Origin of the sequence: Glaciihabitans sp. dw_435, from assembly GCF_018449675.1 — a bacterium.
Classification (GTDB): Bacteria; Actinomycetota; Actinomycetes; order Actinomycetales; family Microbacteriaceae; genus Glaciihabitans.
This window is the reverse complement of the sequence record NZ_JAAVUZ010000009.1, coordinates 118,450-140,498: the sequence shown is the minus strand read 5'-3', so window position 1 is coordinate 140,498 and position 22,049 is coordinate 118,450. Positions and strand designations below refer to the sequence as shown.

At 63.8% G+C, this 22,049-nt stretch carries 28 protein-coding genes; 10 read left to right on the top strand and 18 right to left on the bottom strand.

Going from position 1 to position 22,049, the window contains the following annotated elements; all coding sequences use genetic code 11:
- Nucleotides 1-435 (top strand): HNH endonuclease (locus HB677_RS12990; RefSeq protein ID WP_213816136.1); only part of this gene is annotated, 435 nt, incomplete at its 5' end.
- A 228-nt stretch (nt 436-663) separates the two neighbouring features.
- On the top strand, nt 664-1,509 hold the full coding sequence (locus tag HB677_RS12985; RefSeq protein ID WP_213816135.1) for an AbiV family abortive infection protein: 846 nt from the start codon (nt 664-666) through the stop codon (nt 1,507-1,509).
- A gap of 243 nt (nt 1,510-1,752) precedes the next feature.
- Here HB677_RS12985 and HB677_RS12980 read toward each other — a convergent pair whose 3' ends face one another.
- The 7 genes from HB677_RS12980 to HB677_RS12950 all read right to left on the bottom strand — a co-directional run bounded on the left by HB677_RS12980 (nt 1,753) and on the right by HB677_RS12950 (nt 6,712).
- On the bottom strand, nt 1,753-2,880 hold the full coding sequence (locus HB677_RS12980) for an FtsX-like permease family protein (protein WP_213816134.1): 1,128 nt from the start codon (nt 2,878-2,880) through the stop codon (nt 1,753-1,755).
- Nucleotides 2,877-3,524: an ABC transporter ATP-binding protein gene (locus HB677_RS12975; protein WP_213816133.1), complete on the bottom strand. Its 648-nt coding sequence runs from the start codon at nt 3,522-3,524 to the stop codon at nt 2,877-2,879. Before HB677_RS12975 ends, HB677_RS12980 begins: the two co-directional genes overlap by 4 nt.
- Complete coding sequence (locus tag HB677_RS12970; protein WP_213816132.1) at nt 3,521-4,351, bottom strand: peptidoglycan-binding protein; 831 nt, start codon at nt 4,349-4,351, stop codon at nt 3,521-3,523. Before HB677_RS12970 ends, HB677_RS12975 begins: the two co-directional genes overlap by 4 nt.
- A 253-nt stretch (nt 4,352-4,604) precedes the next feature.
- A complete protein-coding gene (locus HB677_RS12965; protein ID WP_213816131.1) occupies nt 4,605-5,126 on the bottom strand; it encodes a hypothetical protein in 522 nt (173 codons plus the stop codon).
- Nucleotides 5,127-5,166: 40 nt separating this feature from the next.
- Nucleotides 5,167-5,499, bottom strand: a complete 333-nt coding sequence (locus HB677_RS12960) for a hypothetical protein (RefSeq protein ID WP_213816130.1) — start codon at nt 5,497-5,499, stop codon at nt 5,167-5,169.
- 119 nt (nt 5,500-5,618) lie between these two features.
- On the bottom strand, nt 5,619-6,173 hold the full coding sequence (locus tag HB677_RS12955) for an RNA polymerase sigma factor (protein WP_255546605.1): 555 nt from the start codon (nt 6,171-6,173) through the stop codon (nt 5,619-5,621).
- On the bottom strand, nt 6,170-6,712 hold the full coding sequence (locus HB677_RS12950; RefSeq protein ID WP_213816128.1) for a hypothetical protein: 543 nt from the start codon (nt 6,710-6,712) through the stop codon (nt 6,170-6,172). The genes HB677_RS12955 and HB677_RS12950 overlap by 4 nt, the downstream gene beginning before the upstream one ends.
- A 1,181-nt stretch (nt 6,713-7,893) precedes the next feature.
- On the opposite strand from HB677_RS12950, the gene HB677_RS12945 reads away from it, so the two are divergent.
- A complete protein-coding gene (locus tag HB677_RS12945) occupies nt 7,894-9,504 on the top strand; it encodes an SIR2 family protein (protein ID WP_213816127.1) in 1,611 nt (536 codons plus the stop codon).
- A 55-nt stretch (nt 9,505-9,559) separates the two neighbouring features.
- On the opposite strand, the gene HB677_RS12940 is transcribed toward HB677_RS12945, so the two are convergent.
- The gene (locus HB677_RS12940) at nt 9,560-10,066 is read right to left on the bottom strand and encodes an SDR family NAD(P)-dependent oxidoreductase (protein ID WP_213816151.1); all 507 of its coding nucleotides are present in this window, start codon (nt 10,064-10,066) and stop codon (nt 9,560-9,562) included.
- 352 nt (nt 10,067-10,418) lie between these two features.
- On the opposite strand from HB677_RS12940, the gene HB677_RS12935 reads away from it, so the two are divergent.
- From HB677_RS12935 to HB677_RS12925, 3 genes are all read left to right on the top strand, one after another.
- Nucleotides 10,419-10,628: a hypothetical protein gene (locus tag HB677_RS12935; RefSeq protein ID WP_213816126.1), complete on the top strand. Its 210-nt coding sequence runs from the start codon at nt 10,419-10,421 to the stop codon at nt 10,626-10,628.
- A 175-nt stretch (nt 10,629-10,803) separates the two neighbouring features.
- On the top strand, nt 10,804-11,403 hold the full coding sequence (locus HB677_RS12930) for a M15 family metallopeptidase (protein WP_213816125.1): 600 nt from the start codon (nt 10,804-10,806) through the stop codon (nt 11,401-11,403).
- 157 nt (nt 11,404-11,560) lie between these two features.
- Nucleotides 11,561-11,881 (top strand): hypothetical protein, encoded by a 321-nt coding sequence (locus HB677_RS12925; protein ID WP_213816124.1) that lies wholly within the window; start codon nt 11,561-11,563, stop codon nt 11,879-11,881.
- Between the two features lie 9 nt (nt 11,882-11,890).
- Here the strand turns inward: HB677_RS12925 and HB677_RS12920 are convergent, their stop codons facing one another.
- Nucleotides 11,891-13,210, bottom strand: a complete 1,320-nt coding sequence (locus HB677_RS12920; RefSeq protein ID WP_213816123.1) for an LLM class flavin-dependent oxidoreductase — start codon at nt 13,208-13,210, stop codon at nt 11,891-11,893.
- A gap of 270 nt (nt 13,211-13,480) precedes the next feature.
- Between HB677_RS12920 and HB677_RS18880 the strand changes: the two genes are divergently transcribed.
- Nucleotides 13,481-13,864 (top strand): LysM peptidoglycan-binding domain-containing protein, encoded by a 384-nt coding sequence (locus HB677_RS18880; RefSeq protein ID WP_213816122.1) that lies wholly within the window; start codon nt 13,481-13,483, stop codon nt 13,862-13,864.
- A gap of 7 nt (nt 13,865-13,871) precedes the next feature.
- Here the strand turns inward: HB677_RS18880 and HB677_RS12910 are convergent, their stop codons facing one another.
- Together HB677_RS12910 and HB677_RS12905 are read right to left on the bottom strand one after the other, a co-directional pair.
- Entirely contained in the window at nt 13,872-14,369 is a 498-nt protein-coding gene (locus HB677_RS12910) for a hypothetical protein (RefSeq protein ID WP_213816121.1), read from the bottom strand.
- 112 nt (nt 14,370-14,481) lie between these two features.
- Nucleotides 14,482-15,462 (bottom strand): NAD(P)H-quinone oxidoreductase, encoded by a 981-nt coding sequence (locus HB677_RS12905; protein ID WP_213816120.1) that lies wholly within the window; start codon nt 15,460-15,462, stop codon nt 14,482-14,484.
- Nucleotides 15,463-15,574: 112 nt separating this feature from the next.
- Here HB677_RS12905 and HB677_RS12900 point away from each other — a divergent pair, with 112 nt between their 5' ends.
- Entirely contained in the window at nt 15,575-15,760 is a 186-nt protein-coding gene (locus tag HB677_RS12900; RefSeq protein ID WP_213816119.1) for a hypothetical protein, read from the top strand.
- 90 nt (nt 15,761-15,850) lie between these two features.
- Here the strand turns inward: HB677_RS12900 and HB677_RS12895 are convergent, their stop codons facing one another.
- From HB677_RS12895 to HB677_RS12885, 3 genes are read right to left on the bottom strand one after another with little or no spacing between them, the layout of a single operon-like run.
- Entirely contained in the window at nt 15,851-16,471 is a 621-nt protein-coding gene (locus HB677_RS12895; RefSeq protein WP_213816118.1) for a GNAT family N-acetyltransferase, read from the bottom strand.
- 55 nt (nt 16,472-16,526) lie between these two features.
- The gene (locus tag HB677_RS12890) at nt 16,527-16,796 is read right to left on the bottom strand and encodes an HPr family phosphocarrier protein (protein WP_213816117.1); all 270 of its coding nucleotides are present in this window, start codon (nt 16,794-16,796) and stop codon (nt 16,527-16,529) included.
- A gap of 10 nt (nt 16,797-16,806) precedes the next feature.
- On the bottom strand, nt 16,807-17,811 hold the full coding sequence (locus HB677_RS12885; RefSeq protein ID WP_213816116.1) for a DUF1963 domain-containing protein: 1,005 nt from the start codon (nt 17,809-17,811) through the stop codon (nt 16,807-16,809).
- A 50-nt stretch (nt 17,812-17,861) separates the two neighbouring features.
- Here HB677_RS12885 and HB677_RS12880 point away from each other — a divergent pair, with 50 nt between their 5' ends.
- Both HB677_RS12880 and HB677_RS12875 read left to right on the top strand, forming a co-directional pair.
- Nucleotides 17,862-18,140 carry a helix-turn-helix transcriptional regulator gene (locus tag HB677_RS12880; RefSeq protein WP_213816115.1) on the top strand — a complete coding sequence of 93 codons (279 nt, stop codon included), beginning with the start codon at nt 17,862-17,864 and terminating at the stop codon, nt 18,138-18,140.
- Complete coding sequence (locus HB677_RS12875) at nt 18,140-18,619, top strand: hypothetical protein (RefSeq protein ID WP_213816114.1); 480 nt, start codon at nt 18,140-18,142, stop codon at nt 18,617-18,619. Before HB677_RS12880 ends, HB677_RS12875 begins: the two co-directional genes overlap by 1 nt.
- A 16-nt stretch (nt 18,620-18,635) precedes the next feature.
- On the opposite strand, the gene HB677_RS12870 is transcribed toward HB677_RS12875, so the two are convergent.
- The 4 genes from HB677_RS12870 to HB677_RS12855 all read right to left on the bottom strand — a co-directional run bounded on the left by HB677_RS12870 (nt 18,636) and on the right by HB677_RS12855 (nt 21,981).
- Complete coding sequence (locus HB677_RS12870) at nt 18,636-19,016, bottom strand: DUF2255 family protein (protein WP_213816113.1); 381 nt, start codon at nt 19,014-19,016, stop codon at nt 18,636-18,638.
- 74 nt (nt 19,017-19,090) lie between these two features.
- Entirely contained in the window at nt 19,091-19,837 is a 747-nt protein-coding gene (locus tag HB677_RS12865; protein ID WP_213816112.1) for a sulfite exporter TauE/SafE family protein, read from the bottom strand.
- Nucleotides 19,838-19,870: 33 nt separating this feature from the next.
- On the bottom strand, nt 19,871-21,391 hold the full coding sequence (locus HB677_RS12860) for an SLC13 family permease (RefSeq protein ID WP_374193820.1): 1,521 nt from the start codon (nt 21,389-21,391) through the stop codon (nt 19,871-19,873).
- Nucleotides 21,388-21,981 (bottom strand): gluconokinase, encoded by a 594-nt coding sequence (locus HB677_RS12855; protein ID WP_213816111.1) that lies wholly within the window; start codon nt 21,979-21,981, stop codon nt 21,388-21,390. The genes HB677_RS12860 and HB677_RS12855 overlap by 4 nt, the downstream gene beginning before the upstream one ends.
- Between the last annotated feature and the right edge of the window lie 68 nt (nt 21,982-22,049).

Here is a 22,049-nt window from a genome sequence, read left to right as displayed (position 1 = left end):
GGGAAACCCGGCTCTGAAATTGACCACATCGCGGGGAGTACCGGCGAGCTTGAGAACCTGCAACTCCTCTGCGGGGACTGCCACCGAGCGAAAACCTCAACCCATTTGGTACCCGCGTCAACGGATCAGGCAGCGCTCTTGCAATCCTTGATGCTGAACCGAGTGGCGCCTGAGGCGCCACGGCTCCTCGCCGATGACGATGCCAACTGGCAGGACGCGTGGAGGGGCCTGAAAGCCGCTCGGAGGCGACGGTTCATCGACAAGCTCGAATCGGAAGGCGTAGACCTGCACGGCTTGAAGACACGGGCCGACATGGTGCTCGCTCGCGAAGACGCGATGGACGATTGGTCTTCCGGGCCTGTGTTCATGCTGGATGACGACGGCGGGTACGGACCGAGCTCGTATTTCGCTCGGCTGACGCGAAGTGACGACTAACAGAGACTTGAGAAGTCCTTAGCGCCGAGCTCAACCTCATTTGTGTGGCCGGGGCGTAGGAAAGGAGTTGTGCCGCCGGGTCCCGGTGAAGCGAGGGCTCTCGCTGCGCTTCGGAATGATGAATTAAGCGTTTGTCGGTACGGCGCCCCCGACTCAGGCATTCCGAAGTCGGCGACCTGTACAGGACGCGCGCCGCTTCACGAAACGGACCGCCATTAGAGTGTCGACGTGGAACCCAGAGCGCTAAAAGGAATCGTCAACTTACCGGAGGGCGAACGATACGGCGTTATCGCAGAAGGAATGCAGCTGCTTGTTCAGCATGTACGAGCGCTCTCGCTGAGCTCGGAGATCCTCCGTAAGGCCAGCCAGGAGACTTCGGCTGCCGTCTTGGATGCCTTTGCCAGAGAGGAAGCATCGAAGGTCTTGATTCTTCTGGACATGGCGCGTCATGGTTGGCGGGAGCACGAGAATATAGGTCGGCTAATCGCCAACTTCAGCAACCACATCGGACGAGGCGTCTATATCGAAGCATCGTCAATGAATCCCGGCACATTTTCTGAACTGCAGCGATTCGTGCAAAACCTGCTGCCCAGTCACTTTCTGGACGGGCCCAACGACATCGACTGGATCTTCCGTAACAGGATTGAATCTGAGCGAGAGGAGGCCCTCTATGTCGACTACATCAAGGATGAAGACGGACACAGGTGGATATCTCCTGACCACAAGAGGCCTGGGTACCCGGGGAGATACCAGAACGTCGAGACCGTCTTCGCGATGGACAACCTAGGGCTGCTGTCAGAACTGGGAATGCAGAAGACTTCTGACGCTTGGGCTGACACACAAAACTATTCCGACCTCGGATGGCCGGACAATCGTTCGCGGAACCACGAAGTGCTGAAAAAACTCTGGGAAGCGTCGGCGTTCAAGGGTGATACCTCAGAGTCCGACTTCTCATTCGTGCTCGAAAGATGGACCTTTCCTATGGGGACTCTCAACCTGCGAAAGAAGCCCGTAAAAACACGAGAGCTCGATCTGGAACGTACAAGTCAGAGTCAATCGGAGGATTACCGTTAGATTTGCCCCAATTTCGTAAGGACACTAGCGGGCCGGATATCGCTCAGTCTCCGCGTGGCCCGTCTGTTCAACAATCCGGCGTCGTTCGAAACTGATTGGGACCTCCGCCGTCGGCCGCATCCGGACTCGAACGGGAGCCCGCTTGATGCCTCGTCTGATGGCCGGGGGTGTTCGAAATCGCAACTCGTGTGGCCCGATGCTTCAGCTAGTCCTAGGAGCGCTGGAAGATCCGCGAAATCATGGTCACGGCACCCTCAGCTCCCGAATCGGTTCCCGCCTCGCCGCAATGATCGCCGGCAGAACACTCGCGATCAGAGCGATCAAGACGGACAACGTGCCCAGTGCCGTGCAGTACCCAATGTCGGGAAGTGGCGATCGGGTGATTGCCAGGTACGCGTAGGCGCCAATGGATCCGCAGACAGCGCCGACGACGGATGTGACCGCGGTTTGGAGAACGATGAGTGTGACGACGAGACGTCGTGATGCGCCGAGCGCTCGTCGACGTCCGAAGTCTTTTCGTTTCAGTACCACGAGTCCTAGGAGTACGGCTGAAGTGAGAACTGCGGAGGAAGCGAATAGGAGGATGATCAACACTCGTCCGGAGCCTGCGAGTTGCGAGTCCAATATGCCACGGAGGTCCGCAAGCGTGCGGCTTGTCTGGACTTTGACTTTGGTTGGATCGGATTCGCCGAGGAGTGTGAGCGCGGTGTGGGTGAGCGGCTCGACGGCGGCGGGCGAGTTCGCGACCAGCACAAGCACAGCGACCGTGTCCGTAGCGGGCGACGAAGCCTGAGCTGGCACGACGATCAGCGGTTCGAGGAACCGCAGGTACTGTGGCGTGTTCACTCCTCCGCCGACGCCGACAGTTCGGCCCGTTCCGGTGACCGCCACGCCTCGACCGTGTTGCATTCCGAGGGTGCTGAGCCCGCTCGAGGAAGCGAATGCGATCGGAGCCGACGTTGGTGCGCTCGGTCGGTCCAGGCCGACACCCGCAGGGTCGGTGGTCCATAGGGTGCGAAAGGCGACGTTGCCTGCAGCGCTGCCAAGCGCGCTATTGCGATAGTCGATGGCTTCCCCAAACGCGCCTGCCCACTCAACCTGGTCCAACGCGGTGAGCCGGTCGAGGACGGTCGGATCGACGCCAGCTCCGGCATCCATGGTGAAGATGATGGACCTGGTGCCAACTGAGTCGACGGCCGCGAGGACGTCTCGTTGGCTGGCGTCAGTGCGCCCGGCGGTGAGGAGGACTGTGGCGCACAGGGCTGCGAGCAACAGTGCTGTCATGACGGTCGTAACCGGTTGCGCCACAGCGGACCGGTACACCTCGGCAACGACGTCACCGGGACGCAGGTGGGTGCGACGCCGGGTCACAGCTGCAGGACCGAATCGCAGTGCGCCACGGTTGCCGGATCGTGAGTGACGATGACAACTGTGGACCCTTGCGACGCTCGTGATCGGAAGCCTTCGAGGACTGTGGATGCAGAGGTGGGGTCGAGATTCCCTGTTGGCTCGTCGGCGAGGATGATTTGCGGGCTGAGGATGAGGGCTCGAGCCAGAGCGATGCGTTGTGCTTGCCCTCCTGATACCTGTCCGGGGCGGGCGTTGGCGCGCACGTGCACGTCGAACTCTTCGAGCAGTTCCATCGCTCTGATCTTGAGCATTTTCCTGCTGGCGCCCGCGTACAGAGCTGCCTCGGTGACGTTGTCGAGGACGGTTCGTGTCGAGTCGAGAGCTGCGTCTTGGAAGACAAATCCGTAGGTGCGTGCGCGGAGTGCCGCCCGTTCTGCGTCCGACAGGCGAAGAAGGTCGGAAGGCGATTGGGAGCCGAAACTGACTGACCCGCTAGTCGGACGAAGCATGAGTCCCAATATGTAGAGGAGTGTGGATTTCCCTCGACCTGAGGGTCCGGTGACGGCGGTCAACGTGCCGGCCTCGAAACCGGCGGACCAGCGATTAAGTACTGGTTTGCCGCGTTCATATTCGAAGACAATGTCGGTGGCCTGGAGACCTATCACTGGGTGGCCGGGATTTGGTAGTGGGCACCGTCGTGCAGATTGGTGCCATCAACGATTGCCTGCCCTTGGGCTGTTGCACGAATGGTCACTGCCTGTTCTGTTCCGGCGGAATCCACGAGAGCGACTCCGCCGCCGTCTGTGGACACCAGCGCTGCCGTCGGTACTATCCAGCCGGTTGTCTTGGGCACGAGGACAACGTCAGCGTCTAAGGCGGTGACCCCTGAGGCAGGGAGCAGATCACACTGAGATGCGCAGATAGATTCCTTCGATGTCGGCGCTCCTAAATTGACGGTCACATTTCCGTCTGCAGCCTGAGCTCTTCCCGTTGTGAGCGCAGCCCACTGTTTACCGTCCGGGGACGTGATCGCCACCGCAGCGTTGTCGGGCACAGCTGCGGCCTGCTCTCCGGAGAGCACGAGGGAAAACTTCGGCGTGGCCAGGGTGCTGAGAACTTTCTCCCCGCCTACGAGAGGGAGACCGCGGGATACCACAGCTCCGTCCAAGAGAACCCGTATCGGAAGATGGTCGACGTAGATCACATCCGAAGCCGACACAGCGCCGGTGGCCTCAATCCCGAGGCTGCGCTGCCACGCACGCACGGCGCTATCCGTCCGTGCGTCGAAGATGCCGGTAATGGGATCGTGGAACAGCGCGAGCGACCTCAACATCGCTTGCAACTGGCGGACATCTTTGCCGCTAGACCCCGAAGAGAGGTCCTCATAGGAGGGGATGGTCCCCTGGGCAATTACTACCGGGCGCAAGCCAACCGTATAAAGGACGTCACCGGCTTTGACTTTGTCGCCGGGTTCGGCGTTGACAGTTGTCACGATGCCAGCTGCCAAGTTCGTGCCAGCGGTTTGGGCGGGCCAGCTGGCGGAGGCACTGTACGTGAGGCTGGACGCGAGCGTCCCCTGGGCGAGGGTGAATGAGGGAGGGGCTGCGGTGGGAGCTGCCGCGGGGACGAAGAGTCGGCTGGCCGACCACAACCCGAGAGCAACTACCGCAATGGAGAGAAGGACGACGGCCATGATGAGTCCTCGAGGGGAGGAGCCGCGCACTGATCCAGAGAAGCCGGCCACCTCACCACACCGGCTCGGGCTGGGGGCATTCGGAATTGATCACCGATTGCACCTTGGCGAGGGGAACGTTCGCGTACGGGTCCCACATACCGGCTTTGCCGTATGTGTCGCGGAAGGTTTGAAGGGACGGTTGATCGGGAACTGAGTACCCGTGATCCGTCAGACATGTTGCCGAGGCGACATTTTCGGCGAAGACCTTTGACCAGTCCGCGTCATCCCATGGTGCTGTGCCGGCGTCGACCTTGTCGCTGCACGCGCCCAGGTCAGCGTTCATCTTTTCTGCTTGTTCGTTGGGCACGCTGTATCCGCCGCCGGGGTTCTCCACGTACCCCCTTTCGGCCATGCAGGTCTTCATCACATCGGCTGCTTGAGCTTCTGAGCTGATGGCCGCTGTTGATGGGGAAGCTGTTGATGGGGCTTCGGCGTTCGGCGTGGAGCTGGTCGCGCAACCGCTTAATGCGAGGAGCAGCACGATTCCCGCTATGAGCGGGGTGGCCCCCTGAGTTCTATTGAGATTTTTCATTGATGTTCTCCTCAGGGGGCCGGTAATGCGGGTGGAATGGTTAGGACGAGCAGGTCACGTAGTTCGAGGCGGTTCCGCCCGAGAAGCCTCCCGTTGCGTAGAGGCTGTTGGCGACGGTCACCTGGTAGCGCCCCCAGTAGTGATGGATGATGTTGTTGCCGTCGGTGTACGTCGGGCTGGAAGTCGTTGTGGTGCTCGTTGCGTGTGAGTGGTAACCAGTTCCGCTGCTGAAGCTGGCGGTGTAGGTGACCCAGGCGGTAGTGCAGCTGCGACCGGGAAGACTGGTCGTCGCGGCCATCGCGGGGGCCGCCGCGCCGAATGCCAGCGCCAAGACCAACGCTGCCGAACCCAAACCGATAGTGCGTTTTCTCATTGCAATCTCCTGCTCATTGATTCCAAAGGTGAGGAATTCACCACAATGTGGATCGTATGTTAAGGAATATTCAATAACATGTCGGCATTAGAGAGGACTGACCGTTCTGTGCACAACGGTTATGGTTGCGGAAGTATGCGTAGACCTGCGGGGCCTGCTCGGTCGTGATGTGCGCTCGCTCCCTTTGATGCCGAACTTTCAAGCAGCGTCCGGAGTTCCGTCAGCGCGGCCGAGTATCGGCTTCTCGCTGTCGAGGCGTTCAGGCTGAGGACACTCGCAGCTTCGGCGATGCTCAGCCCGTCGCCATTGACGAGGAGCACCAGTTCGCGTTTCGCCTCAGGCAGTGCGAGCAGCGCACGCTCGAGATCGATGGATTCGGTGCGCATCTCGTACACTGATCCGTTGGATCGATCGTGCAGCAGCGAGGCGAGCCTCTCTGTCTTGATCGCGCTTCGTGCGTGAGAGAGCAGAACATTCCGCGCGATGCCGAAAAGCCACATGCGTGCCTCAACAGGTGCGGGTGGAAGGTCCGCGGCTCGACGCCATAAGACGACAAATGTCTCGCCCACGAGGTCGGCTGCATCCTCCGGGTTGTGAACGCGTCGGAGAAAATATCTCAATAGGTCCGCGGAGTTGTCTCGGACCGCTTTGCGCACGCGAGACGTTTTTGTCATCGGCATGACGTCGAAACGCTCCACGTGGCGCCAGAATCGGGATCCGCGAGTTGAAACATCTGATTTTGTATCGCGACGATAAGTGCTTGGCGCTCGGCAACGTGCGCAGTTGCTCCGGCTGAATCAGGGGCATCGCGCTCTGCGTCGGCCAGGTAGCCCAAGACCGTGTTGTCGTCGAGCTGGAGCCTCCGGGCGGCGTTGAGCACGTCAGCGACTTCGCTCGGCGTCGGCTTGCCCGCACTGTAGTTGGCGCTTGCGGTGATATTCGCGACGCACTCCAGTTGACCTGGGAAGGTGAAAGATTTGGATACGGCTTGGGGGAACAACCACGCCCACGTTTGAGGCGCGGCGTAGGCCACCGCGCTGCCGCCGACCAGGAGACCGCCCGTGATAGCAAGCGTTATAAGGGCGCGAAACCTGGTGTTGGAGCGATTTCGCGCGCCGGCTGCAAGACCCAAACGTTTTGTTTCTCTTATGGCCGCTGGTGAAACGTCAACTTGGAGGTGCGCACTTAACCGTTCTTCAAGCTCGCGATCCATGTCGGTCCCGCCTCCTTCCTTTACCTGTACATGTCCGTAGGCAGGCGAAGTGTCCAACCGCGTGGAAAAATTTCTGGGATTTCGTCGCCGACGTGGACTTCACCCGGGTGGGTCGGGAGTGATCGCTGGCGCGAGCCGCCGATTCAGAGAAACAGTACGAGCTGACATTGAGTACACCGCCAGTGTCCACCCTCATCCGGTTCCATGCGCGTTAAGTCGCGCGGACAGTTTGGCGTATCGAGGTCGTCGTCTTCGATGGGGTGAGCGTAGGTGGGTGGGGCGAGGGGTCGAGGGAGTTATCCAAAGGGCAATCGTTTCCTTCGAACATAGATTCGAATACGATCTGGGAATGGGGACAAACAGGCGGTACCCGAGCGATGCCTCGGCGGAAAAGATGAAACCTGCAGTGCCGCTTCCTGCTGCGGACACCGCAATCAGTCTCAGCGATGAAGAGCTGGACAAAGCGCATCAGCAACTGTTCACGGCAGGGAATCCGGTGCGGGCGCGGGCATGGGTGCGATTTGGTTCGCTCCCGGTTCAAGTCGAGTGCAGGGCGGTGGCCTGGACTAAGCGGGCGGTGCTCGTTGAATGGGATACGCCGGAGGCTGCGGGGGTAGGGCGCGTCTGGGGGTGGGCGTCAGCAGTTGAGCGCCCCCCTTCATTGAACCCGAGCCGGTACGACTGAATACGGCGTGTATATAGAGGCCGGACCCAGACTGCGGGGCGTCAGTTGCCGCAACGGTGAGGATAAGAACAACCGACTTTGCTGGAATCACTCTCATTCTCGGCGGCGAGGGGTCTGGAGATGTGCAGATGGCGCGTCGATTCAGGCAGCAATGAATCGCTGCCTTGTCGCAAACAGCGACTGTGCACTCAGGCCTAAGTAACATATTGATAACTAAACCCATGATCGGGGCGCGGATCTGACGCTTAGTGCGCAGTTTTGTTTAAACAGACCGGTCTGTGTGCGGTAGCTTTCATCAAACGGGCTCGAAAGTTGACGTGCGAGAAGAAGACGGCGGAGTTGTCGTGCCCGCGAACCCCGCGACCGAGTTCGGTCCTAGAGCCATCGTGTTCGACATCGGAGACCAAGAGCCCGGCGGGGCACCGGTTCGGCTGCAGCCCCGCCGGACTTCATGAATTTGGCACGATCAGGCGTGACTTTCGAAAGGATGGGGACCGTGAACACCGCGACACCCGTCCCGCGTACGTCTGTGTTGTTGGGCGCCGGAGCGTCTGTTGACGCCGGGCTGCCGCTGACCCAGGAACTTGCCGAACGGCTCGTCGAAATGGCTAACGAGGGAGATACGCGCTTCGTACGCAATTCATGGGTTCGCTCGCTCAACTTCGTTTACGGGGCAATGGTGGGTTATCAAGCCGAGGACGGCAGCAACCCGCTGACAGCGGTGAATGTCGAACGTCTCATCTCCGCTCTTCGGTTGTTGCGGAACTCCCGGGATCACGAAGTGGCTCCGTTCGTTGCCTCGTGGAAACCCGGAGCGTTGGGGGTGGGCCAGCCCAACCTCGACAGCTCGATGGGCCGCGCCGTGAAAGGTGCCATCGGCACGGCACTCGGGGGCGGCCATTTCGTTGGCGAACAGGAGCTGGTCAACAGCATCGCGGATATTGCAAGAGCCGTGTCTGGAGGAGGGAATCCCAGATCGTTCGCGACGGCGGAGGAACAGATTCTCGATGGTCTCTCCAAGATCCTGGGAGAGCTGGACAATGTTGACTATCTTCAACCGATTGCCGATCTCGCAAAATCTCAGCCTGGCGGCCTCGATGTACTGACCCTCAACTACGACCTGACCGTCGAGACCATGGCTCGCGATGTTCCTGTCGAGGTGGATCGCGGAATCGAACGGTGGACACCGGGGGTCCCGTTGGGGTTTGAGCACGTCGACGAGCGCATCAACTTGGTGAAGCTCCACGGGTCGTTGGATTGGCAGTATTTACGTTCCCGGTCGGTGGTGGCTGCACCGAAAGTGCGGGTGATGACTTCGGACCCCGAAGTCGATGATGCATACAACGACGGGCAGCCGCGTCAACCTTGGATCGTCGTAGGCGACCGGGAGAAATTGGGGACGGACGGCCCGACGCTTGCGCTGATGCGAGCCGCGGAAGACGCACTTTTCGCCACCACGCATCTGGTGGTCGTCGGTTACTCGTTCGGCGACGCCCATATCAACACCATGATTCGCGACTGGCTGCTCGGTGATGACGAACGGACCATCGCCATCGTCGACACCAGGTGGGAAGACCTCGATCCGTTCCGCGATGGCCTGCTGAGGGAGTACGGGGCATCGTCCAGACTTGGACGTCAATCCCGAATCATTCCTCTCAGAGGAACAGCGGCGCAGATGCTCGCGGAGGCTCTGACCGCCAAACCCGAAGTTACTCCCGAGACTTACGCCACAGCGTCCGTCGAATCCGTAGATGAAGACATCGTGTGCTTCCGGATTCGGTTACTGGGACCTCGTCTTCGGAGCGCCGCGGTGTATGCGATGTGGCCGGATAACTCGCGTGGACGGATGAAGAGCGTGAACGCGAGCAGTTTTGTCAGTCGCGAGGCATTGAATGCTGGGGATCAGCGTGTGATGTCGCCCAATTCCTGGATGACCGCGAATTTCGAACACTGGTCGCCGGGCGAAGACCGCCTCGTATGGGCCCGATGCCCTGACCTGACCATCGTGGAACTGAACCTCTCGGGCTATCGAGTGGATGGCATGGATTACGAGAACTTCGTGATTCATTTGGAGTCCGACGGTCGAGACATTCCGGCTCCCCACTGAATCGATCGAGTTGAGCCCTGCCGGTTTGTCGCATCGGGGGCCCGACGCCACGATCTCATTTCTGGGAGAACGGGTCGCTTCCGTCGTCGAGCAATCCACGGGCGAGTTCGGTCACCGGGCCGGAAAGAAGGGCTTTGACACGTCTGCTTGGCTCATCCGCGAGCACCTCAATGTCCCCTTCGGCCACACCGGAGAAGATGGCACGGACAATCTCGGCTGCATTCGCTTTTGGAAGCTTCAACGTCGTGGTCATCGGGGTGTCCGCGAAACTCAGATGGGCGCCGACGACCAACGTGCCTTGAGCGTCGTGCTCCATCCGAAGCGAGTTCGTGATCGCCCACAGGGCAGCCTTAGTGGAGTTATAGGACCCCGGACGTGGAACCCAGGTCATGACAGAGAGGATGTTCACCAGCGCACCACCTCCATGTGCGGCAAGAACTGGCGCGAATGCTTTCGCGACCGCGAAAGGCCCGAAGACATTCGTTTCGTAGATGGCTCTGATGTCGTCCATGTCGCTGAGCACCAAGGGGATTCGGCCAGAAATACCTGCGTTGTTGATCAGTGCGTTGACGTCCGGGCTGCGCGGACAGCGGCGTCAATGGATGAGGCGGCAGTCCCGTGATGTTGAACGGCACAGTGGCGCGCATCGGTGCGCACTCAGGCGTGCGCCGAGTCGATCTGTCATTTCGTCCTCCTTGTTGATTGCTTGTACATGTCGATTTAGGGGAGCAGTGTCCAATCGAAGGAGAAGTTCTTTGGACCGGAGAAGGAAAAGTGAGCCGGTAGCCGCTGATTATCTCGGAATCTTGGTGCCATGATGCTCCAACTTCCGGCAAAATGTGGCTTTCGCTCACTTCCCGCCGACCGTTAGCCTGAGCCTGATCGTGACCCCTGCACGAAGTTGGGAGGGTCGAATGACCTGGCTTAAGGGCGTGGGGATTGCGACGCTTGGTTGGGCGGTCACATTCGCAACCATCTACCTCATCGTTGTCATTGGTGACCTGCATCGTCTCGACGGACTGCTGTTCGCCGGGCCACTCGTGAGCGTGTGGTTGCTAGTGGACGCAGTGAAGGCAGCGCTCAGACGGAGACGGGAACGCCGTCGCGCCAACAGGCCCGAGTGAAGGCGATTCGTTGTAGCCCGCTGGGATGATTTCGGTTCATCACGCAGATGCAGGAACGGACGACTCCCGGGCGACGGCAAGGATTGCTGGCTCTGGAAGTGTCGTAGGTGGGGCTTGGCGGACGGGTCTATTGCCGCGATCGCCGTCCCCCGTTGACCACATCTAGGAGAACCACATGTCCCGCCGACACCCACATTCGCGCGCCGCAGTGACGGCGCTTGTGCTGACGGCGGCGATCGGACTCGGACTCGCCGCGTGTGCCGCGAGAAGCGGTTCCCTCCAGACGCTGGGAGAACAACTTGCTCCCGCCTCCTCGTCGGGCGGGAATAGTGCCCGCTCACCCGAGGATGGCTACATCCCCGACGATGCATCCGTGTCCCCCTTTGATGACACCCTGCCGGCTATCGCAAAGCTGAAGCCGAAGCTGCGCGCGGCCATCCAGGCCGCGGCAACCGACGCCCAGGCCGAGGGAGTCGAGATGGTTGTGGACTCGGGATGGCGCAGCAGGCGATTGCAGCAGGCCTTGCTCGATGCCGCCACGATCGAATACGGCAGCCTCGAAGAGGCGCGGAAGTGGGTGAACACTCCGGAGCTGTCTACCCACGTCACCGGAAACGCGGTGGACATTGGCTACACCGACGCGGACAGCTGGCTCAGTCAGCACGGTGCAAGGTACGGGCTGTGTCAGATCTATTCGAACGAGATATGGCACTTCGAACTGGCGACGACCCCGGGCGGGGAATGCCCCATTCAGCGCACGGATGCTGCGGGATGACCCGGGCCGCTGAGGTCAGGTATTCCGGCACAGATCAAGGACACGGCGCCGCTGATCTGATAACGTCCCGCGCCGGAATGCGCTCCCAGCGCACGGATAGCGCGTGCACAGAGTCGCGGTGCCAGACTTGACTCCTCACTCCTGAAAGAGGCGCACCGTGACCACTCAAGCTGCACGTTCGGCATACGAAGAACTGACCGACAACCTCGCTACCGAGGAGGGTGTGACCGTCGCCGATGAGGGACTGCTCGTGCACGGCAAGCTCTTCGCGTTCCTCGAGAACGACAATCTCGTCGTTGAGTTGCCGCTGGCGCGCGCGGAAGACCTCGAGGCGCGAGGCGTCGCCGCGAAGTTCCACTCGGACACGCATCCGGCCACCCGCCACTGGGTGCAGCTCAGCGACCGCGAGCTGTGGCCCGAGCTCGCAGGAGAGGCCCACGAGTACGTGGGCGAGCCCGCCTTCGGTGGGCAGTCCTAAGCCGACGAGCTAGCTGAGTTCGCCGAGTCCCAGGTTCTCGCGCAGCATCGATCCCTCGTATTCGGTGCGGAAGAGCCCGCGGTCCTGCAGGATCGGGATGACGTGCTCGGCAAAGTCGTCGAGGGTCTGCGGCAGCGAGGCCGGCACGATGTTGAATCCGTCGGCGCCGAAGTTCGAGAACCGGTGGATGAGGTTGTCCGCTACCTCTTCGCCGGAACCGACCACGAGCAGGTGTCCGTCTGACGAGGTCGCTTCGCGGCCCATCTGGCGGATCGTCTTCTTCTGCCCGACCGCCCATTCGCGGTACATCGCGAAGCGGCTGGGGTGGGTGGCCACGGAGCCGAGTTCCGGGATGAGGTGCTCGGGCACCGTGTCATCCAGATCCAAATCTGCCAGGTCGGCGTGCAGGGCGCCGCTGACCCGCTGCATGATGATCGACGGTGCGATCAGGCTGACGAGGTGCTCGAACTTGTCGACTGCCTCGGCGTGCGTGGCCGCGACGACCGGGCTGAGGCCGGGCATGATGCGGATCGATTCCGCCGGGCGACCCGAGTCGATCGCGATCTGGTTCATCTCGCGGTAGAACGCCTGCGCGGTGGGCAGGTCGCTCTGGGCGGTGAAGATGACGTCGGCATACTTTCCGCCGAACGCCTTGCCAGTGGCGGATGACCCGGCCTGGATCAATACCGGACGCCCCTGCGGTGACCGCGAGATGTTGAGCGGACCCTTCACCGAGAAGATCTTGCCGACGTAGTCGATCTCGTGCACCTTCGACGGGTCGGCGTAGATGCCGGTTTCGGCGTCCTCGATCTTGGCGTCGGCGTCCCACGAGTTCCACAGTGCCTTGACGACCTCGAGCATCTCGTGCGCGCGCTCGTACTTGGCCGCCTCGGACGGCATCTCGCTGAGGCCGAAGTTCTTGGCGCCGCCGAGCGACGTGACAATGTTCCAGCCGGCGCGGCCGCCGCTGATGTGGTCGAGTGACGCGAAGGTGCGGGCCAGCGGATACGGCTCGGAGAAGGTGGTCGACGCCGTCGAAACCAGGCCGACGTTCTCGGTAACCATAGCGAGCGCCGACAGCATGGTGATGGGCTCGAGCTCCCGCCAGGGCTGCTGGTACTTGAGGTTCTCGATGGTGACGTCGAGTTCCATGCCGTCGGCGGTGAAGATCATGTCGAACTTGGCGGCCTCGGCGGCCTTCGCCATGTAGACGAAGTCCTGGATGTTGGGGGTCGTGCCGCGGGGCCGGGCGAGACGCCAGGCGGCGGGGTGCACACCGGTGTCACCCAGGGAGATACCGAAGTGCATCTGACGCGTCGTGTCGACCATGTTTTCCTCCAGAACGAAGGGACGCATCGACGATGTCGAGGTGCGGCCCTGACCTGGTGTCAGTCAAGCGCGCGCACTACGGCCGCGGGAGCGATCTGCGAACGATGTGTCCGAGATGTCAGACAGGGCGATTCATCGTCGGGGAGAGCGACTCCGCACAGGGAGCCGGGCCCGAAACTACAAATGCTGATGGCGGCCGTGTTGCGACCTCGGAGGTGAGCGGGTAGCTTCGAATAAGTGACAACTGCTCGAATAACGCTACGGCATGTCGTGTCGGTTCGGGCCGGGGCGGCGATGGCAACGCTCGTGCTGCTCGCTTTCGCGATGACCGGATGCGTCGCCGGGGGTGACCCGGACGCGGCCGGGGTTCGCCAGCCCGGGGCATCCGCTTCCCCCACTGCCGTGCCGGGAATCAGGGCTCAGGTGGTCACGCCGCTTCCGCGCGACAGCGGCGGTCTGCCGGGTGCGTGGGGGCCGTCGCACGCGGGGACGTCCGGGCAGATGTGCTACACCGTTGTGCTCGGCGATTACGCGCGGGCGATTGCCGCCCGGTTTGGGGTGCGCGTCGAGCAGGTAACGACGTGGTCGGGGACGCGGGCGGGGAAGGGCACGATTCATCCGGGCCAGGTGCTGTGCCTGTGCCTGTGGCCGTAGCCGGAAGTTAGTCGCGGGCCGGTGGCCGCATGAAGATGGCGTGGTCTGGCTGCGCGGGTGCGCGTACCGGCGGCTCCGCCCGGGGGAGCACGGCGGTGGGGCCGGCGGGGTAGCTGGCCGTGGCCGACTGGTGCTGAGCGGGCGCGGGCTGCGTGGCGCCGTCGACGATGGCGACTGCCTCGGCCCGACGGCGTGCATTGATGTCGACGGCGCGGATGGCGATGGCGATGGCCGCGACGAAGATTCCGGCCTCAAGGACGTTCGGCATCACGGAAAACGCCACCTGCGCGAGCTGGGCAATGAAGGGGGTGCTGCAGTTTCCGTCGGCGTCGCAGTCCGAGCCCACGCCGCTCATCACGGTCGACCAACTCAGCAGCTCGAGCAGCAACGACCCCACGATGAGCACCGCCGCCACCGCCCACAGGGCGATTTCGTACCGATTGCGCGGCGCCCTGTCCCCACGGACGGGCACGTCGGCCGGCACGCCGCCGCGTGTAACCACCACAGCTGGTTGATCCGTCATCGTGACCCCCTCGTTCGCGAGTTTTCATCACGGTAGCAGCGGGTGGTCACCAACCGCGAGGTCCGCGGCAGGGGTCGATGCGATGCGCACCGGGCTACGGCGTCAGCAGAACCTTGCCGACGGCGCCACCGGCGGCGAGCAGACGGTGGCCCTCCGAGGCATCCGCCATCGAAAAAATGGAATCGATCACCGGCACGATCCGTCCCGCCTCGATGAGCGGCCACACGTTCTGCCGCACCTCGCGAATGATGGCGGCCTTCTGCGTGTGCGGGCGGCTGCGCAGGCTGGTGGATGTCACGCTGCCGCGCTTCGACATCAGCAACCCGATGTTCAGCGGGGCGTCGGGGGAGCCACCGGTGCTGCCGATGACCACGAGGTGCCCGTCCGGGGCAAGGGCGCGGATGTTGCGGTCGAGGTAGTCAGCTCCGACGATGTCGAGGATGACCTCGGCCCCACGCCCACCGGTTGCCGCGAGGGTCTCGGCCACGAAATCCTGCTCGCGGTAGTTGACCAGGGTGTCCGCGCCGAGGGCTGACACGCGGTCGAGCTTGCGCGCAGACCCTGCCGTGGTGACGACGGTCGCGCCGATCGCCTTCGCCCACTGGATGGCGAAGGTGCCGATACCGCTCGCTCCGCCGTGCACCAGCAGGGTCATCCCGTCGCCCAACCGGGCGTTCATCGCGAGGTTGGAGTACACGGTGCCGGCGGCCTCGGGCAGTCCGGCTGCCTCGATGAGGTCAACGCCGGTCGGAACGGGCAGGAGCATGTCGCCGGGGACAACCACTTCTTCCGCATACCCGCCGCCGGACAGCAGGGCGCACACGCGGTCGCCGACCGACCATCCGGAGACGTCGGCGCCGACCCAGGAGATCTCGCCCGACACCTCGAGGCCGAGGATCGGCGAGGCGCCCGCGGGAACGGGGTAGTGGCCCTGCCGTTGCAGCAGATCGGCGTTGTTGATGCCGGCGGCAGCGACGCGGATCACCACGTCCGTGGGGGTAGGGGTGGGAAGTTCTGTCTCGCCCCAGCCGAGTACCGAGGGGTCTCCGGGGTGGGAAATAGTAACGGCGCGCATTGCCTCAGTCTGTCACCGGCCACCCACACGAACGCCATGTGGAAATGTCAGACCCCACGTCGTAATGTCGTTCTTGCAGGGCCGGCTGCTCCCTCTTCACTAGGAGCAACCAATGCAGAACTGGAAACCACCGTGGCCGCCGATCCGAATCGGCATGAGCGAGTGGATTCTCATGCGCGACGATCACCGGCACCCGGCTGCCGTCGTTGTTGCGCTGAGATTCGGGCCACGAAAAGAGCTGTTCTACCGGGTCGTCACGTGGGCCCCGACGTCCGAGGGGCGCACCCTCGTCGGGTAATTTGCGACGCTCGAAGACGCCGACCGGGGAGTGCTGTTCAAACCGGAGCCGGTGCGCACCGAGCTGCAGCCTGGTCCGCGCTGAGGAAGGTTACTTCGCGGCTGCCTTGAGCTGCTTGTAGAACCAGACGCGCGGCTGGGGCGAGTGCGGCAGGGTCCAGCGGCGGCCGAGGAACGAGGGCAACAAGTTACCCGGCGCGAGCACCTGGAACCCACGGTTCTGGAAGTAGTCGGCGACGGGAACGCTCTCCGGGGTGTTGCCAATTCCACCGAACCAGATCTTCACCCCGGCGGCACGCAGGCGCTCCTCGAGCGCGGCGATGAGGGCCGTGCCGACACCACGGCGGCGCTCGCCGGGGGCCACCGCCATGATGTCGAGGTAGCTGACGCGCTCGAGCTCCAGCTCGTAGTCGACGGGCTCGAGGCCCTGGCCGACGGACGTGTAGTACGCCACCGCCATCGGAGACCTTCGGGTGACGATGGTGCCGATGATCTTTCCGGTCGGGGTCGCCGCCTGCAGCACCGTCGATGCGAAGAACTTGTCGTCGTCGAGCGACGGGATGACGCGGGATGCCTCTGCGCCGAACTGACCGGTGAGGAATGCCCGCACTGCCGCGCGTTCCTTCTCGGTCGCCGCGACGGTGATGATGGCGGCGGTGTCCTGGTCGGGCGAGGACGCGGACGGCGAAGCGGGGGATGACGGCGACTGCATGTATTCACGCTAGCCGTCGAATGACCGTAACCCGGTCACCCGGTTACGCGACGGGTTAGGCCTCGTCGAGGTTGCTTTCCAGCAGTGCCGTCAGGGTGGCGAGCGCCTCCTCGGCGTTGTCGCCCTCGGTGGTGAGGGTCACTTCTTCGCCGTGATCGATGCCGAGCGTGAGCAGGCCGAGGATGCTGGCCGCGTTGACGGGCTTGCCCCCGACCTTGCCGATCGTGACCGAAACCCCCGTGGCGGCCGCGGCCTGGGAGAAGAGAGAGGCGGGGCGGGCGTGCATTCCGGACGCAGAACCGACGACGGCTGTTGTGCTGGGCATGCAGGCGAGCCTATCCCTGCGTGACCATCGCTTCGATCCGGGAGAAGTTACCAGCGGCAATCTCCGCAGTCGGTCCGTAGAAATAGATGGGGTCGGCGTCCATGAGGTCGAGTTGCATCGCGTTGTTGGAATCGATCCGCAGGATCATCCGCCACTGACGCGCCTCCGTGGCAATCGCGCGCGCGTTCTCGGAGATCCACCGAATCTGCTCGATCTGGTTGGTGAGGCGTCGCACGACGAGGTCGTTCTTCTCGTCTTCGAGCTCCTCGGTCTTCACCTCGATGGCGACGCGGCGATCCTCGTCGGAGGCGTAGTAGTCCTCGAACTGTGCACCGCCGTGGCCGACCCGGTGGAAATAGAGGATGCGCCGGAAGTCGTCATCCGAGTGCGGGTTGCCAAACCCGCCGAGCTGGCCGATCGAGCCCTCGACACCGGTGGCGAACGCCTCGCGCAGGTCGTAGATGGCGTCGTCGTCCTCGAGGGCGAGCTGCAGCTCGGCCAGAAAGTCGGCCTGCGTCAGCGGCAGCGACACGTTGGGGGCGAACCGCACGCCGGTCGGCTCGAGGAATCCGGTGTACGGGTCGGCGAAATCGTCGTCGTCGGTCGGCGGCACGTGGCGCACGAGGTTGCGGTCGGGATGACTCAGGATGGCGCGCACCACGACCGGCTCCGCCGCGCTCTCGATGTAGGTCGTGAACAGGCTGAGCAGGCCCTCGTCGGGAAGGCCGATGCCGGGAGCGAACTCGGCGAGCTCGGCCAGGTCGAACTGGCCGAAGAAGTTTGCGTACTTTCCGTCGTCGTCGCGCGGCCAGTCGAGCCCGTCGGGCAGGTCGGGGGTGCCGCCCAGCCGCGTCGCTCCGAGGGCGAAGTCGCTCATCGTGGGACGGTCATTGCTCGGCACCACCAGGTCGAAGCAGCGCTCGGCGTACTTGATGCACACCGCCGTGGCGGCCTCGGCGGGCGTACCCGCGAGCGTGTCGGTAATCCACTGCTGTTCAACATCGCTCAGGGTCATAGGGCAAGGCTATCCGCGGCCGCACCCCACCGACCTCTACGCTGACAAACATGCCTCGTCCCACACGCACCCTGCCCCGCGATCGCGTGGCCGATTGGCCGGACAGGGAAGCGGATGACCCGAGCGCCGAGGTGGCCCGCCGCCTCGCCATCAACCTGCGCGCCGCGATCGGCGACCGCACGTTGCGCGCCGCCGCCGAGTCGTGCGGGGTCAATCACACGACGATCCTCGCGGTGCTGCAGGGCCGCAGTTGGCCCGACCTGGAGACGATCGCCAAGCTGGAACGTGGCCTCGCCACCGACCTCTGGCCCCGCCCGGCGGACTCGTGATGAGCGAAGAGACCCCGCCCGGCGAAACCCCGCCCGTGAGCAGCGGAAACTCCGTGGCATCCACCCCCTCGCCCGGCGGCACCTACGTGCTCGAGACCATGGCGTACGAGGCGCGCAGCTCGGCCTGGGTCTTCCAGCCGCACGTGCTCGTTGCGGCGTCCCGCGAGACCGTGTTCGCGTTCGGGAGCGGCATGTGGTCCGCGGATTCCGCGCAGTGGGTGGACGACTCGAACCTGCGTCTCGAAGTGCGCAAGTTTCCCGGCGGACACCAGCCCTCTTCGCTGCAGATCGTCATCGACTGCGCGGCCGGCTCCGCGAGTACTCCCGCCACGCCCCACGTCGCCCTGCGACAACTGGAGGCGGCGCTCGACAAGGAACTCACCTGGCCGCCGCCGGCCCGTGCCCGCCGGTCGCCGCGGCACTTCGTTGGCTTCGGCTCCCTGCCCTCGCTCGGGTCCCTCTTCCGCCGTCGTCGCTAGAGCGGATGACCCGGGGCTAGTGCTCCCGCGGAACCAGCCTGATCGTGGTGGGCGCGGCCTTCTCTCCGACCACTGTTTCCACGATGGCCGGGCCGTACCGGTCGTACTTCGCGTGGTACGCCGCGTCGATGTCGCCGAGGGAGTCCGGAGACGCGTCGGCGAACGAGACATCCGCTTCCACTCCGCCTGCCTTGATGCGGCCGATGCCGCTGGCGGTCGCGCGACGGAACCAGGGGTTGGTGGAGCCGTAGGCGGACCGCACGTAGAGGTTGTCGCCGGCGCGCACCACCCAGATGGTGACGTAGGGGCGCAGCGAACCGTCGTCGCGGTTCGAGGAGATCTGCAGTTCCTCGGCGGCGCCGACGCGGGTCAGTTGGTCGGGTGTCCAGTCACTCATGGGCGGTGTCTCCGTTCTCGTGGCGGTAGGGAGAGGGTACGTCCGAACGGGCCGCGGGGCGAGAGAAACAGCGGTCACGGATGCAGGAACAGCCATACCGCGAGGGCGAATCCCGACAGCGCGATGAGGATTCGCAGGGGACGATGGGGGATGCGCCGTGCGACGCTTGGCCCGATGAGGCCGCCGATCAGGGTGCCGACGCCCAGGGCGAGCACGGCCCACCAGATCACGGTGCCGAAGACAGCGAAGAGCACCGCGGGCAGCAGGTCCGCGGTGACGAGCAGGACGTTCTTGAGCGCGTTGGCGCGCAGGAGCAGAGGCTCGACGGTGAGCAGGAGCACGGCGATCATCAGCACGCCCGAACCCGCGCCGAAGTACCCGTTGTAGATGGTGACGCCCGTCACGGCGACCGCCGTCGCGCCGGTGGAGACCCGCCGGCTGTGGAATTCGTTCCACCGGGTGATGCGGGGTTGGAGCAGGAGGAGCGCGGCACCCGCAGCGACGAGGAACGGCACGATCCGGCCGAACAGGTCGGCCGGCGTCACGAGCAGCAGGATGGCTCCGGCCAGGGATCCGGCCACCACGACCGGGAGCCAGCGCGTCAGGGTCTGCCGGTGACCGATCAGATCGGGGCGCGCCCGAAGCGTCGAACCAATCCCCGAGCCGAGCATGGCAACGGACCCGGTGATGTTGGCGGTGAGCGGAGGTATGCCCACCGCCAGCAGCAGAGGATAGGCGACGAGGGAGGTGATGCCTCCCGCGGTGCCGATGATTCCGGCGATCACGCCGCCGACAACAAGGACGACGAACTCGATGGTCACCGGATCACGACGCCGCGGCAGTGGTGAACGGCGCTATAAGAACAGCGAGAGCAGCAGCACGACGGCAAGCCCGACGACGGAGATGATCGTCTCCATGACCGACCAGGTCTTGAGCGTCTGGCCGACGGTGAGACCGAAGTACTCCTTCACCAGCCAGAAACCCGCGTCATTGACGTGCGAGAAGATCAGGGATCCCGCGCCGATCGCGAGCACGAGCAGCGACAGGTGCGTCGGGGTGAGCCCGGTTGCCAGCGGCACGACGATGCCGGCCGCGGTGACGGTTGCGACGGTCGCCGAACCCGTCGCGAGGCGGATGAGCGCGGCGACGATCCAGCCGAGCAACAGCACCGACAGGTGGGTGGCAATGGCGATCTTCGCGATTGCGGTGGCTGTTCCACCGTCGACGAGTACCTGCTTGAATCCGCCACCGGCACCGACGATGAACACGACACCGACGATCGGGAGAAGGCTCTGGCCGATCTTGGTGCTGAGCACCGACGCGGTGAACCCGACGCGCACGCCGAACGTGATCATGGCCAGCAGCACGGCGAAGAGCAGAGCGAACACCGGGTCACCGATGAAGTCGAGAAAGTGGCGAACCGGCGAATCCGAGTCGAGCCAGATGTCGCCGCCGGCCTTCAGCAGCATGAGCACGAGCGGCGACAGTAGCGTCGCGAGCGTGATGCCGAACGACGGGGTGCGTGTCGCGTCCGGATCCTGGGCACGGGCCGCGGCGGGGTCGTTGTCCCCGGCGTCGCTCGAGCCGAACGACGAAGACGACGACGAGGACGAGGTGGATGACCCGACGGACGCTCGTGCGGCACCGGCGCCCACCACGGCCAGCGCAGCGCCGCCTGCTCCGACGGGAACCCAGCGGGCGGCGACACGGCCGAACAGCGGGCCGGCGATGATCACGGCGGGAATCGCAACGATGAGTCCGAGCGCGAGGGTGATGCCGACGTTGGCGCCCAGGATGCCGATGGCGGCGAGGGGGCCGGGGTGCGGCGGGATGAAGCCGTGCAGCACCGAGAGTCCGGCGAGTGCCGGGATTCCGAGGCGCATGGCCGGGCTCTTGGAGCGATGCACCACGAGCATGACCACGGGGATCAGCAGCACGAGGCCGATCTCGAAGAAGAGGGGGATGCCGATGATCGCGGCCACGAGCGCCATCTTCCAGGGAAGAGATGACTCCTTGCCCTTGAGCAGGGTGTCGACCACGCGGTCGGCTCCACCGGAGTCCGCCAGCAGTTTTCCGAGCATCGCGCCCAGCGCGATGAGCACGCCCGTCGATCCGAGAACGCCGCCGACGCCGGTTTCGAACGATCCGGTGACCTTGTCGAGCTCGATGCCCGACGCGAGTCCCACGAAGAGGGCGCTGATGATCAGGGCGAGGAACGCATGGAACTTCGCAAAGACGATGAGCACCACGACGATGGCGATGCCGATCGCCGCGACGATCAGCACCTGCGTGTCATGACCGCTCCACGGTTCATCCGCTGGATTCGTTGCCCGTGCCACGCCGGCAATCGCGCCGGCCATTCTTTCGATGCTCATGCGGCGTTCCCCTTGATCGAGTCGTGCAGATGGAGCCGGCGTTGAATTTCGTCGACGATGGCAGATGGTGTCGCGCCGTCGTCGACGCGAATGGCGGGCTCGTCGGCTGACGGCTCTTCCAGCGTTTCGAACTGGCTCGTCAGGAGCGACGGCGGCATGAAGTGGTCGGTGCGGGCGGCGAGGCGATCGGAGATCGTGTCTTCGCTACCCGCGAGGTAGACGAACTCGACGCCGTGGTGGCGGCGGTCGATGACGTCGCGGTAGCTGCGCTTGAGGGAGGAGCAGGTGATGACGCCGCTGCGGCCGGCATCAAGCTGCGCTTCGATCCACTCGGCGATGAGCTCGAGCCACGGCCAGCGGTCCTCGTCGGTGAGGGGATGCCCTGCCGCCATCTTGTCGATGTTCGACTGCGGGTGGAGCGAGTCGCCCTCTTCGAACTCCCAGCCCATGCGTTCGGCGAGCAGGGACGCGACCGTCGACTTGCCGCTGCCGGAGACCCCCATGAGCACGAGCACACGCGGCTCTGCCGGTGCGTCTCCCGCTGGATTGATCGTCTCGTTCGTCACTGTGACATCAGCGTCCGCAGACATTGCGCCCCCATCCTCGTGGTGTGTTTCCCACGCCGGCGACGCGAACAACCCTCAAGAACCCTACTCGG

Coding starts and splice junctions, on each gene's coding strand:
- HB677_RS12960 (WP_213816130.1), bottom strand. CDS start 5,499: ATGAGAAAACGCACTATCGGTTTGGGTTCGGCAGCGTTGGTCTTGGCG.
- HB677_RS12935 (WP_213816126.1), top strand. CDS start 10,419: ATGACCTGGCTTAAGGGCGTGGGGATTGCGACGCTTGGTTGGGCGGTC.
- HB677_RS12890 (WP_213816117.1), bottom strand. CDS start 16,796: ATGCCCAGCACAACAGCCGTCGTCGGTTCTGCGTCCGGAATGCACGCC.
- HB677_RS12900 (WP_213816119.1), top strand. CDS start 15,575: ATGCAGAACTGGAAACCACCGTGGCCGCCGATCCGAATCGGCATGAGC.
- HB677_RS12875 (WP_213816114.1), top strand. CDS start 18,140: ATGAGCGAAGAGACCCCGCCCGGCGAAACCCCGCCCGTGAGCAGCGGA.
- HB677_RS12880 (WP_213816115.1), top strand. CDS start 17,862: ATGCCTCGTCCCACACGCACCCTGCCCCGCGATCGCGTGGCCGATTGG.
- HB677_RS12950 (WP_213816128.1), bottom strand. CDS start 6,712: ATGGATCGCGAGCTTGAAGAACGGTTAAGTGCGCACCTCCAAGTTGAC.
- HB677_RS12905 (WP_213816120.1), bottom strand. CDS start 15,462: ATGCGCGCCGTTACTATTTCCCACCCCGGAGACCCCTCGGTACTCGGC.
- HB677_RS12955 (WP_255546605.1), bottom strand. CDS start 6,173: ATGACAAAAACGTCTCGCGTGCGCAAAGCGGTCCGAGACAACTCCGCG.
- HB677_RS12965 (WP_213816131.1), bottom strand. CDS start 5,126: ATGAAAAATCTCAATAGAACTCAGGGGGCCACCCCGCTCATAGCGGGA.
- HB677_RS12870 (WP_213816113.1), bottom strand. CDS start 19,016: ATGAGTGACTGGACACCCGACCAACTGACCCGCGTCGGCGCCGCCGAG.
- HB677_RS12895 (WP_213816118.1), bottom strand. CDS start 16,471: ATGCAGTCGCCGTCATCCCCCGCTTCGCCGTCCGCGTCCTCGCCCGAC.
- HB677_RS12855 (WP_213816111.1), bottom strand. CDS start 21,981: ATGTCTGCGGACGCTGATGTCACAGTGACGAACGAGACGATCAATCCA.
- HB677_RS12920 (WP_213816123.1), bottom strand. CDS start 13,210: ATGGTCGACACGACGCGTCAGATGCACTTCGGTATCTCCCTGGGTGAC.
- HB677_RS12860 (WP_374193820.1), bottom strand. CDS start 21,391: ATGAGCATCGAAAGAATGGCCGGCGCGATTGCCGGCGTGGCACGGGCA.
- HB677_RS12930 (WP_213816125.1), top strand. CDS start 10,804: ATGTCCCGCCGACACCCACATTCGCGCGCCGCAGTGACGGCGCTTGTG.
- HB677_RS12885 (WP_213816116.1), bottom strand. CDS start 17,811: ATGACCCTGAGCGATGTTGAACAGCAGTGGATTACCGACACGCTCGCG.